Origin of the sequence: Paraburkholderia phytofirmans (genome assembly GCF_046028095.1) — a bacterium.
Lineage (GTDB): Bacteria > Pseudomonadota > Gammaproteobacteria > Burkholderiales > Burkholderiaceae > Paraburkholderia > Paraburkholderia phytofirmans_A.
In genome coordinates this window covers 352,622-364,199 of record NZ_JAQQDJ010000011.1, presented here as the reverse complement: position 1 = coordinate 364,199, position 11,578 = coordinate 352,622, and the positions used below count along the sequence as shown (strand labels likewise).

Sequence of the window (11,578 nt, the reverse complement as noted above, 5' to 3'; positions counted from 1 at the left end):
GACGGCGATGTTCACGCCGCTCTTCGTGATCGCTCGCACGGCGGGTTGGAGCGCGCACATCATCGAGCAGCGCATCGACAACAAGATCATCCGTCCGAGCGCGAATTACACCGGACCCGACGATCTGCCGTTCGTGCCGCTCGCCAAGCGTGTTTGAGGGCGCTCTGAAGACGCCTTCAATGGCGTATTCATCGCTCTCGGATGCATGAGCGCATAGCCGCGTGAATGCAAGCGTTTCTCCTCCATTGCGTCTAAAGAGCGCGGCGCAGTGAAGTTGGGCCTTGGCTCGCTGAAACCCCGGGCCAAGGCCGTTTTTTGCGGCGCGTTTGAGCGGCCGCCCGCAAACCCGGCCGGCATGCTGCCGCGCGCTAAACTACACGTACTGCCTGACGGGCCCGCCAGGGAAACGCTATAAAAAGGGGCCGCCGATCGTGATCGGCCGCCGCCATCGTCCCCGGATCATTACTGTTTTGTCCCCTACGCCATGAATACTGCAAACCGCAAACGCCTTCCCGGCACCCAGCTCGATTTCTTCGACACGCGCGCCGCGGTCGACGCGATCCAGCCCGGCGCTTACGACAAATTGCCGTACACGTCGCGCGTGCTCGCCGAAAACCTCGTGCGCCGTTGCGATCCGTTGTCGCTCGTCGCGTCGCTCAGGCAGATCATCGAACGCAAGCGCGAGCTGGATTTCCCGTGGTTCCCGGCGCGCGTGGTGTGTCATGACATTCTCGGCCAGACGGCGCTCGTCGATCTTGCCGGCCTGCGCGACGCGATTGCCGCGCAAGGCGGCGATCCGGCGCTGGTGAATCCGGTGGTGCCGACGCAGCTCGTGGTCGACCATTCGCTTGCGGTCGAGTGCGGCGGCTTCGACCCGGATGCGTTCGCGAAGAACCGCGCAATCGAAGACCGTCGTAACGAAGACCGCTTCGACTTCATCAACTGGACCAAGCGCGCGTTCAGGAATGTCGACGTAATTCCGCCGGGCAACGGCATCCTGCATCAGATCAACCTTGAGCGCATGAGCCCGGTGGTGCAGGTGAAAGACGGCGTGGCGTTTCCCGATACGCTGGTCGGCACCGACTCGCATACGCCGATGGTCGACGCGCTCGGCGTGATCGCGATCGGCGTGGGCGGGCTCGAAGCGGAAAGCGTGATGCTGGGCCGCGCGTCGTATATGCGCCTGCCGGATATCGTCGGCGTAGAACTGACGGGCAAACCGGCCGAAGGCATCACGGCGACCGACGTGGTGCTCTCGTTGACCGAATTCCTGCGCAAGGAAAAAGTGGTCGGCGCGTACCTCGAATTCTACGGCGCGGGCACGGCCAAGCTGACGCTCGGCGACCGCGCGACGATCGCCAACATGGCGCCCGAATTCGGCGCCACCGCCGCGATGTTCTCTATCGACGAACAGACCATCAAGTATCTCAAGCTCACCGGCCGCGACGACGAGCTCGTCAAGCTGGTGGAAACCTACGCGAAGGAAACCGGCCTGTGGGCTGACAGTCTCGTCAATGCCGAATACGAACGCGTGCTGAAGTTCGATCTCTCGACCGTGGTGCGCACGCTCGCCGGTCCGTCGAACCCGCATCGCCGTTTGCCGGTGTCGGAACTGGCGGCGCGCGGCATCAGCGGCAAGGTGGAGAACGAGCCGGGTTTGATGCCGGACGGTGCGGTGATCATCGCCGCGATCACGAGCTGCACGAACACCAACAATCCGCGCAACATGATCGCAGCCGGTTTGCTCGCGCGTAACGCAAACCGGCGCGGACTGACTCGCAAGCCGTGGGCGAAGACCTCGCTCGCGCCGGGGTCGAAGGCGGTCACGCTGTATCTGGAAGAGGCCGGGCTGTTGCCGGAGTTGGAGCAACTGGGCTTCGGCGTGGTCGCGTATGCGTGCACGTCGTGCAATGGCATGTCCGGTGCGCTGGATCCGGTGATCCAGAAGGAGATCGTCGAACGCGATCTGTATGCGACCGCCGTGCTGTCGGGCAATCGCAACTTCGACGGCCGCATTCATCCGTACGCGAAGCAGGCTTTCCTGGCGTCGCCGCCGCTGGTGGTCGCGTATGCGATCGCGGGCACGATCCGTTTCGACATCGAGAAAGACGTGCTCGGTATCGATGCCGACGGCCACGCCGTCACGCTGAAAGACATCTGGCCGTCGGATGCGGAGATCGACGCGATCGTCGCGTCGAGCGTGAAGCCGGAGCAATTCCGCAAGGTGTATGAGCCGATGTTCGCGGTTTCCGTCGATACCGGCGAGAAAGCTGATCCGCTTTACGACTGGCGCCCGATGAGCACCTACATTCGCCGTCCGCCGTATTGGGAAGGCGCGCTTGCCGGTGAGCGCACCTTGAAAGGCATGCGTCCGCTCGCCGTACTCGGCGACAACATCACGACCGATCACCTGTCGCCGTCCAACGCGATTCTGGCGGACAGCGCTTCGGGCGAATATCTGGCGAAGATGGGCTTGCCGGAAGAGGACTTCAACTCCTACGCGACTCACCGTGGCGATCATTTGACGGCCCAGCGCGCCACCTTCGCGAACCCCACGCTAAAGAACGAGATGGTGCTCGAAGACGGCAAGGTGAAAGCGGGATCGCTCGCGCGCATCGAGCCCGAGGGCAAGGTCACGCGCATGTGGGAGGCGATCGAAACCTACATGGAACGCAAGCAGCCGCTGATCGTGATTGCCGGCGCCGATTATGGCCAGGGTTCGTCGCGTGACTGGGCGGCGAAGGGCGTGCGTCTGGCCGGCGCGGAAGCAATCGTCGCCGAAGGATTCGAGCGCATTCACCGTACGAATCTGGTGGGCATGGGTGTGCTGCCGCTGGAGTTCAAGCCGGGTGTGAACCGGCTCACGCTGGCAATCGACGGCACGGAAACCTTCGACGTGGTCGGCGAACGCGAACCGCGCGCGGACCTTACGCTGGTGATTCATCGCAAGAACGGCGAGCGGGTCGAGGTGCCGGTGACGTGCCGGCTCGATACCGCCGAAGAGGTTTCCATTTACGAAGCCGGCGGCGTGCTGCAACGCTTCGCGCAGGACTTTCTCGAGTCGTCGAAGAAGGCGGCTTGAGGCTGGCTGGTTTTTCGGATCGCTTCGCTTGAAGCGGCGAACGCTACAACGCGGGACAGGGTGACATGGCACGCTATGCCGTATCACCCGCCCACATCAGGACACGATTTTCATGGCCCACCAACCTCAAATCAAGATTCCGGCCACCTACATGCGTGGCGGCACCAGCAAGGGCGTGTTCTTCCGCCTGCAAGACTTGCCCGAAGCGGCCCAAACGCCCGGCGCCGCGCGCGACGCGCTGCTGATGCGCGTGATCGGCAGCCCCGATCCGTACGGCAAGCAGATCGACGGCATGGGCGGCGCGACGTCTAGCACCAGCAAGACGGTGATCATCGCCAAGAGCAGCCGGCCCGATCACGACGTGGATTACCTGTTCGGGCAGGTCTCGATCGATAAGGCGTTCATCGACTGGACCGGCAATTGCGGCAATCTTTCGGCAGCGGTCGGACCGTTCGCGATCAGCGCGGGTCTCGTCGACCCGAGCCGCATTCCGCGCGATGGCGTGGCCGTTGTGCGCATCTGGCAGGCGAATATTGGCAAGACAATCATCGGACACGTGCCGATGACCGATGGCGCCGTGCAGGAAACCGGCGATTTCGAACTCGACGGCGTGACGTTTCCTGCGGCGGAAGTGCAGCTCGAATTCATGGATCCGGCCGCGGAAGAAGAGGGCGCGGGCGGCTCGATGTTCCCGACCGGCAACCTGGTCGACGATCTGGAAGTGCCGGGCGTCGGCACGCTCAAGGCGACCATGATCAACGCGGGCATTCCGACCATCTTCGTCGATGCCGAATCGATCGGCTACAAAGGCACGGAGTTGCAGGACGCCATCAATAGCGACGACAAGGCGCTCGCGATGTTCGAAACGATCCGCGCGCATGGGGCGTTGCGCATGGGGCTCATCAAGAACCTCGCCGAGATTGCAACGCGCCAGCATACGCCGAAGGTTGCGTTCGTCGCGAAGCCGGCTGCGTATGTGGCGTCGAGCGGCAAGCAGATCGGCGCGGGCGACGTCGATCTGCTGGTGCGCGCGATGTCGATGGGCAAGCTGCATCACGCGATGATGGGCACGGCCGCGGTGGCGATCGGCACGGCGGCGGCGATTTCCGGCACGCTGGTGAATCTCGCGGCGGGCGGCGGCGCGAAAGAGTCGGTGCGCTTCGGGCATCCCTCTGGCACGTTGCGGGTCGGCGCCGAGGCGAGCGAGAGCGGCGGCGAGTGGACGGTGATCAAGGCCATCATGAGCCGCAGCGCGCGGGTGCTGATGGAAGGCTGGGTACGCGTGCCGCAGCAGCGGTGAGCGAACGTCCGGCTTCGTCCGCAATGGACGAAGCCGGGAAAAAAGGGCTTTGATGCAACGTTGAAGCCTAAGACATCAGCCCGATGCTGGCGAGAACGAACCGAAGACCAAAAAAACAAACGGACGAAAACAGCGGCAGGCCGAAAGCTAGCGACATACACCGCAAGCCGACGGCGCTGGCCTGTGGCCATCGATCGAAAAAATAGACAGCCGCGCCGGCCAGTACGCGGCCGACCCCGTTCATTGCCGCACCATCACGATCTCGAGATACTCGCTGGGCAACACGAGTGTCCCGTCGCCTGACCGGTTGCGGCTTTCCATCAGCGTCATCAGATCGCGCTGGAAGGCCGCTTGCCGTTCGCCGTCCATTGCGGCGAACGCCTTGTTGATCGGGCCGTAGTAAGTCCGGAACACCTCGAGCCAATGCGCCGGCGAGTGGTAACGGAACATGAATTCGCGGCTCGTCACGGCGACACTGCGCACACTGCCGTGAAAGAGTTCGTCGAGCCGCGCCCGGGTGCCCCACAGCGCCGGCGACTTGAGGCCAGGCGGCGGAGGCAGATACTTGCCAATTGTCTTGAACACCTGGCCGATGAAGCTATCGGGCGTCCAGTTCGCGAGGCCGATCTTGCCGCCGGGCTTGCATACGCGCGCCAGTTCGCTTGCCGCTTTCTCCTGATTCGGCGTGAACATGACGCCGAAGGTCGACATGACGACATCGAAGGAGGCGTCTGCGTAGGGCAGCGCTTCGGCGTCGGCTTCGCGGAACTGCACCGCTGTCAGACCTTCCGCTTGCGCGCGAGCCTTGCCCGCGTCGAGCAGCGAGGCCACATAGTCGGTCGAGGCGACGTCGCACCAGCGGCGCGCGGCGGCGAGCGTGGCGTTGCCGTTTCCCGCCGCGACATCGAGCACGCGGTTGCCGGCGCGCAGGTCGAGTGCTTCGCACAGGTTTTCTCCGACGATCTGTAGCGTTGTGCCGACGACGGCGTAATTGCCCGTTTCCCACGCGGCGTGCTGGCGCGCTTTGACGTCAGCAAATTCGGAGGTTTGTGATGAAGAAGAATGGACTTCAGACATGGAAATGCTCCAGAGAAAAGTTGTGCGATGCACGCTAGTGTTAATGCGCCAGGGTTTATGAATTCATGTGGTACCTCCTTAATTGCGGTTAAGTATTCGATTCATTCAAGAATCCTTAGCATTGTTGTAAGGGATTCGCATGGATGCTAGTATCAGTGCGACTGTTAAATCGATGAATGACCAGGCGTCCAGATCTTTTGCGCAGGACGCCGAAGTTCCTGGACAACGATGGACGCTCTCTCCGACGTGCTCCGCCTGGTTCGCCTTGGTGGCGCGGTGTATTTAAATGGCGACTTCACCGCACCCTGGTGTTTGTACGGCCAGGCTGACGCAGGGTTGTGCGGCAGCTTTCTTCCTCCGGCCGAACGTATCGTCTCCTACCATCTGATCACCGAGGGGGGCTGCTGGGCTTCGCTCCCTGACGACCCCGAGTCCGCTATTTACGTGGCTGCCGGCGAGCTGCTTGTCGTGCCGCAAGGCGAGGCGCATCTGCTTGGCAGTTCGCTCGACATCACGCCCGGACCCACTGGCGAACTGCTCGAGAGTCAGTTGCGCAATGCACCGGGTCAGGTGATGGCGCTTCAGTACGGCGGTGGCGGCGACCGCACGCGTCTGGTGTGCGGCTTTCTAGCGTGCGACGACACGTTGAGCAACCCGGTGCTGTCCGCGCTGCCACGCATCTTCAAGGTCGACATGCGCAACGATCCGCAGTCCGCGTGGCTCGAATCGTCGCTACGGTTCGCGGCGGCCGAGGCGGCGGAATGGCGAGTGGGCAGCGCGATCGTTCTTGCGCGGCTATCGGAGCTGCTTTTCGTGGAGGCGGTGCGGCGTTGTATCGATGCGCTGCCGTCCGATCGGAAGGGCTGGCTCGCGGGCGTGGGGGACCGGTTCGTCGGGCGGGCGCTCGCGTTGATGCATGCGCAGCCTGCGCACGGCTGGACGGTCGATGAACTGGCGCGCAAAGCCGGGTTGTCCCGCTCGGCGCTGGCGCAGCGATTTACGCAGTTGCTCGGTCAGCCGCCTATGCAATATCTCGCGCATTGGCGTTTGCAGATCGCCGCGCAGGAGTTGCGCGGCGGCACGAAATCGCTGGCGGCGGTGGCGGATCAGGTCGGATATGAGTCGGAGGCGGCGTTCAACCGGGCTTTCAAGCGCGAATTCGGAATGCCGCCGGCGGGGTGGCGCAGAAGCCGCGGTGAGATGGCGGGTATTCCAGCGGGCGCTGCCGGCGCGGCAGCCGCCATGGACGGATCGTTCGACGATCGAGGTGCCTAGACCGCTGGCCGCGCGATCCAGCGCGCCGCCGTCACTTCACCCCATGCTTCGCCTGCCAGTTCTTCATGAACGCGATTTCGTCGTGCTGCGCCTTAATGATGTTTCTGGCCAGCCGCTTCAACTCCGGGTCCTTGCCGTACTTCAGTTCGACCTGCGCCATTTCGATTGCTCCTTGATGATGCGGAATCATGTGCGCGACGAAGTCCTTGTCGGCGTTGCCCGTATAGTCGGCGCTCATGTCCTGCATCATTTTGTCGTCGGCGGCCTTGAAGGCTTGCGTCGCGTCGCCGGCGCCGGCATCCGCTGACTTCGACATGTCCATGCCCGGCATGGCGGCCGGTTGCTGGGCGTGGACGGGCACGGTCGCGACAGCAAACGCAAAGCCGCTGAACAGGCAAAGGGCACGAAAGGCGCGAAGTTTTTTCATAGTGAATGTCCGTTGGGGAAAAGGTGTCCGTCAGGCTCTCAGCGACGGATGAAAGCCCGCCGCCTCGATGGCCTCGATGAGTTGTCCGGCGGCCAGCGTCGACGTAACCTTGACGATTTTAACGGGGACATCGACTTCGAGCTTCGCTGCAGGGTCGAGACTCGTGACTGCACGCGTGATGGCGTTGGCGCAACCGCCGCAGGACATATCCGGGACGTCGAATTCCATTTCCTACCTCCAATGAGAAGTCATGGCTCAAGCGTGGACCTTCCCACGGCGGTAAGGTCAAGCAGGTTTTCGTCGCTGGCTGAACATCGTGTCGGCGCACTCCAAGCCATCATGCGCGGCATCGTCCCAGCCTTACGATTTTGCAAACCTGCATGCTAGACTTCGTACCCATGTCTTACTGGCGCAAACTCTTCATTGTCGTGCTGCTCGTGCTGAGCCTTCCGGCTCAGTCGTTCGCGGCCGTCTCCATGAAATGCGGCTCCTCGCATTCCGTGAGCGATGCGGCGCCCGCGCATGAGGAGGCTGCTCGTGCAATGGCCCAGCATCACGACCATGCCGCGATGATGGCCGACCAAGCCGGCAATAACGCCAGTGCCCATCTTCAGCATCACAGTCCGGCAGGCGGCGAGCATCATGCGCACGCGTGCGCCACTTGCGCGTCCTGCTGTTTCGGCGGCGCGCTGCCGATCACGCCGCTCGCGTCCCTGTCCGCCAACGCGGCTCATTTCGCTGTTCCCCTGCCTCCTGCTGTGCGCGTCGCGCCGTTTCTGACCGGCGGCGTCGAACGGCCTCCCCGCATCACTCTCGTCTAGTTCTTTCGCAGCCTCACGCTGCGTTGTTCCGTTTCCATTCCGCCTCGATGGACGGCCGTGCGCCGTCCGTCGTGGCCGTACATGACGAGATGATTCATGCGAACGTTCATTGCGGCGCTGCTCGGCGCGACGGCATGTTTGCCGGCGCTCGCGCACGCCACATCCATATTTCCTGATCCAGCTGATCCGGCGGCATCCGTGCCGGCGCTCGATACGTCGTCCGTAATGGCCGACTATCGGCCATACCGTGATCAGCAAGCGCCGAGCTGGCCGGCGCTCAATCGCGCGGTGACGCATCCAGCGGGCCGCGCCGGAGCGAGCCACGGCTCGCTCTATTCGAGCAGCGCTGACGTTAAAGAAGACACCCACGGTTCCCATCGCGAAGGGGCGGCGAAATGAGGCCGTGCGTGGTTCCTGCCAGCCGCACCGTGGCAATTGCCATCGCGGTGACCTTACTCGCCGGTTGCACGACGTTTTCGAAGGACGGCGGCTTCGGCATCGTGTCGAGCGCCGCATCCGAACGGCTCGGTAAAGACGCCGTGCTGATCAAGACCGACGACGACCGACGCGCCGTCTCCAAACGCACGCAGGAACTGCTTTCCGCGCCGCTCGGCATGGACGACGCCGTTCAGATCGCGCTCCTGAACAACCGCGGTTTGCAGGCCTCGTACAGCGAACTGGGCATTGCCGAAGCGGACCTCGTTCAGGCGGGGCGCTTGCCGAATCCCGGCTTCTCGTTTAGCCGCACGCACGGTGGCGATGACCTGAGCATCAGCCGCGCGTTCACGCTCGGCATGTTGCGCGTATTGACGACGCCGTTGACGACGCGCATCGAAAGCCGTCGCTTCGAGCAGACCCGCTTGCTGGCCGCCAACACCATGCTCGAGGTCGCCGCCGATGCGCGGCGCGCCTACATCCGCGCAGTCGCTGCAAAGCAATCGGCCGCCTACGCGGAGCAGGTGAAGGACTCGGCCGAGGCCGGCGCCGAACTCGCACGGCGCATGCAGCAAGCCGGCAATTTCAGCAAGCTCGATTACGCGCGCGAGCAGGCCTTCTACGCGGATGCGATGGCGCAACTGGCAAGAGCGCGGCAGCAGTCGATGTCCGCGCGGGAAAAGCTCACTCGCGTGATGGGACTCTGGGGTTCGCAAGCGGAATACGCATTGCCCGAGCGTTTGCCTGATCTGCCTGCGACACGTCCCGAGCTGCACGACCTGGAAGCCTTTGCGATGCAAAACAGGCTCGACATTCAGGCCGCGAAATTGCAAACGAAAAGCGTCGCCGGTTCGCTGGGTTTGAGCAAAGCAACGCGCTTCATCAACGTGCTGGACGTCGGCTATCAGAACAATTTCACGACTTCCGATGGGCGTGAGCAAGGCTATGAAATCAGCGTGGAGATCCCGCTTTTCGACTGGGGCAGCGCCAAAGTGGCGCGCGCCGAAGCGATCTATCTGCAGTCGGCGAATCGCGTCGCCGGGACCGCAATCAACGCGCGTTCCGAAGTGCGTGAAGCGTATTCGACCTATGTGTCCGGCTACGACCTCGCGAAGCACTATCGCGATGAAGTCGTGCCGCTGCGCAAAACCATCTCCGATGAACTGCTGCTTCGCTATAACGGCATGCTCGCGAGCGTGTTCGAACTGCTCGCCGATTCACGCGACCAGATCGGCGCGGTGAATAGCGCGATCGACGCACTGAAGGACTACTGGCTCGCGCAGACCGATTTGCAACACGCGCTCGGCGGCCGGCTGCCTACCGATGCCAGCGCAGCACCGCTCGCATCCACGGCGACGCAAGCGGCGTCGTCCGCTCAATCCGAAGAAACCAAAGAATCCGAAGGTCAATGACATGGTGTCACGTCGACATTTTATGAGCGGCTCGGGCGCCGCTTTGCTGGGAGCCGCACTGGTGAGCAAGGCCGGCGCCGCGTCGCTACCCGAAGCACCCACGATGAGCACGGCCTCGATGCAGCCGCCACGCGCGCCGTCGAACGGCCGGCCGTACACACCGGTCGCCACGCTCAACGGATGGTCGTTGCCGTGGCGCATGAAGAACGGCTGGAAGGAGTTTCATCTGATCGCGGAGCCGGTGGTGCGCGAACTCGCGCCGGGCATGAGCGCGAATCTGTGGGGCTACAACGGCCAGACGCCGGGGCCGACCATCGAGGCCGTTGAAGGCGACAAGGTGCGCATCTTCGTGACCAACCGGTTGCCGGAGCACACCACGGTCCACTGGCACGGCATGCTGCTGCCGTGCGGCATGGACGGTGTGGGCGGTCTCACGCAGCCGCACATTCCGCCCGGCAAGACCTTCGTCTACGAATTCCAGCTCGAAAAGCACGGCACCTTCATGTATCACCCGCACGCCGACGAGATGGTGCAGATGGCGATGGGCATGATGGGCACGTTCATCGTCCATCCGAAAGATCCGGGCCTCATGCAGGTAGACCGCGACTTCGTGTTCATCATGTCCGCGTACGACATCGACCCGGGCAGCTTCACGCCGCGCGTCAACGAGATGACGGACTTCAACATGTGGACGTGGAACGCGCGCGTGTTTCCGGGCATCGATTCATTGCCGGCGCGCGCGGGCGATCGCGTGCGGATCCGCGTCGGCAATCTGACCATGACCAATCATCCGATTCATCTGCACGGCTATCACTTCGAAGTGGTGGGCACGGACGGCGGCTGGATTCCGCCGTCCGCGCGCTGGCCCGAGGTGACCGCCGATATCGCGGTTGGGCAGATGCGTGCCATCGAGTTCACCGCGAATCGTCCCGGCGACTGGGCATTCCATTGCCACAAGTCTCATCACACGATGAACGCGATGGGGCATCAGGTCCCGAACATGATCGGCGTGCCGCAAAAAGACCTCGCCAGACGCATCAACCGGCTGGTGCCCGACTACATGGCGATGGGCAGCACGGGCGGTTCGATGGGCGCGATGGAGATGCCGCTGCCCGACAACACGCTGCCGATGATGACCGGCACCGGCCCATTCGGGGCGCTCGAAATGGGCGGCATGTTTTCGGTGGTGAAAGTGCGCGAAGGGCTGGGTCGCAACGACTACCGCGACCCGGGCTGGTTCAGCCATCCGAAGGGAACGGTGGCTTATGAATATACCGGCGAGTTGCCGGATGGTTGACGTCGACGGTCGCGGATTGGCCGTGTGGATCGTATTTAACGTGGGAGCGTGTGAGATGAAGAATGGTTTGGCTTCAATGGCGATGGGTTGCATGGTGATGATTTCCGCATCGGCGTACGCGGCGGGTGAGGCGAGTGAAGTGCAGGCGAGTGCAAACGTCAATGCGCAGGCGGCGCTGTCGCATGGCGAAGTCAGGAAGGTGGATGTGGCTGCCGGCAAGCTGACCATCAAACATGGTCCGCTGGAAAACCTCGGCATGGATGCCATGACGATGGTGTTCAAGGTCAAGGACCCGGCGATGCTCTCGCAGGTCGAGCCCGGCGACACGATCGACTTCGTTGCCGATGAGGTGGCCGGAGCGCTGACAGTGGTCAAACTGGAGAAGCGATAGCGCGCCAGGCGTGCGGGACGTTTCGGAGCGGTCCTACAGACTGGCCAATGAGCGGCAACCA

Annotated in this window: 12 protein-coding genes; 9 read left to right on the top strand and 3 right to left on the bottom strand. The window is 63.1% G+C overall.

Annotation, left to right across the window (positions count from 1 at the left end; genetic code table 11):
• From PQR54_RS28720 to prpF, 3 genes are all read left to right on the top strand, one after another.
• Positions 1 to 157: citrate/2-methylcitrate synthase (locus PQR54_RS28720; protein ID WP_408251661.1), on the top strand; the 157-nt coding region annotated here is incomplete at its 5' end.
• Positions 158 to 484: 327 nt separating this feature from the next.
• Positions 485 to 3,082 (top strand): Fe/S-dependent 2-methylisocitrate dehydratase AcnD, encoded by a 2,598-nt coding sequence (gene acnD, locus PQR54_RS28715; RefSeq protein ID WP_408251635.1) that lies wholly within the window; start codon positions 485 to 487, stop codon positions 3,080 to 3,082.
• Positions 3,083 to 3,194: 112 nt separating this feature from the next.
• Complete coding sequence (gene prpF / locus PQR54_RS28710; RefSeq protein ID WP_408251633.1) at positions 3,195 to 4,382, top strand: 2-methylaconitate cis-trans isomerase PrpF; 1,188 nt, start codon at positions 3,195 to 3,197, stop codon at positions 4,380 to 4,382.
• Positions 4,383 to 4,622: 240 nt separating this feature from the next.
• On the opposite strand, the gene PQR54_RS28705 is transcribed toward prpF, so the two are convergent.
• Positions 4,623 to 5,459 (bottom strand): class I SAM-dependent methyltransferase, encoded by an 837-nt coding sequence (locus PQR54_RS28705; RefSeq protein WP_408251631.1) that lies wholly within the window; start codon positions 5,457 to 5,459, stop codon positions 4,623 to 4,625.
• A gap of 228 nt (positions 5,460 to 5,687) precedes the next feature.
• On the opposite strand from PQR54_RS28705, the gene PQR54_RS28700 reads away from it, so the two are divergent.
• On the top strand, positions 5,688 to 6,734 hold the full coding sequence (locus tag PQR54_RS28700) for an AraC family transcriptional regulator (RefSeq protein ID WP_408251629.1): 1,047 nt from the start codon (positions 5,688 to 5,690) through the stop codon (positions 6,732 to 6,734).
• A 31-nt stretch (positions 6,735 to 6,765) separates the two neighbouring features.
• Here the strand turns inward: PQR54_RS28700 and copM are convergent, their stop codons facing one another.
• Positions 6,766 to 7,161, bottom strand: a complete 396-nt coding sequence (gene copM / locus PQR54_RS28695; protein WP_408251627.1) for a CopM family metallochaperone — start codon at positions 7,159 to 7,161, stop codon at positions 6,766 to 6,768.
• A gap of 30 nt (positions 7,162 to 7,191) precedes the next feature.
• The gene (locus PQR54_RS28690; protein ID WP_408251625.1) at positions 7,192 to 7,389 is read right to left on the bottom strand and encodes a heavy-metal-associated domain-containing protein; all 198 of its coding nucleotides are present in this window, start codon (positions 7,387 to 7,389) and stop codon (positions 7,192 to 7,194) included.
• 152 nt (positions 7,390 to 7,541) lie between these two features.
• Here PQR54_RS28690 and PQR54_RS28685 point away from each other — a divergent pair, with 152 nt between their 5' ends.
• From PQR54_RS28685 to PQR54_RS28665, 5 genes are all read left to right on the top strand, one after another.
• A complete protein-coding gene (locus PQR54_RS28685; protein WP_408251623.1) occupies positions 7,542 to 7,982 on the top strand; it encodes a hypothetical protein in 441 nt (146 codons plus the stop codon).
• Between the two features lie 96 nt (positions 7,983 to 8,078).
• The gene (locus PQR54_RS28680) at positions 8,079 to 8,381 is read left to right on the top strand and encodes a hypothetical protein (RefSeq protein WP_408251621.1); all 303 of its coding nucleotides are present in this window, start codon (positions 8,079 to 8,081) and stop codon (positions 8,379 to 8,381) included.
• Positions 8,378 to 9,829 (top strand): TolC family protein, encoded by a 1,452-nt coding sequence (locus PQR54_RS28675; RefSeq protein WP_408251619.1) that lies wholly within the window; start codon positions 8,378 to 8,380, stop codon positions 9,827 to 9,829. Before PQR54_RS28680 ends, PQR54_RS28675 begins: the two co-directional genes overlap by 4 nt.
• 1 nt (position 9,830) lies before the next feature.
• On the top strand, positions 9,831 to 11,126 hold the full coding sequence (locus PQR54_RS28670; RefSeq protein ID WP_408251618.1) for a multicopper oxidase family protein: 1,296 nt from the start codon (positions 9,831 to 9,833) through the stop codon (positions 11,124 to 11,126).
• Positions 11,127 to 11,181: 55 nt separating this feature from the next.
• Complete coding sequence (locus PQR54_RS28665) at positions 11,182 to 11,517, top strand: copper-binding protein (RefSeq protein ID WP_408251616.1); 336 nt, start codon at positions 11,182 to 11,184, stop codon at positions 11,515 to 11,517.
• Positions 11,518 to 11,578: the final 61 nt, after the last annotated feature.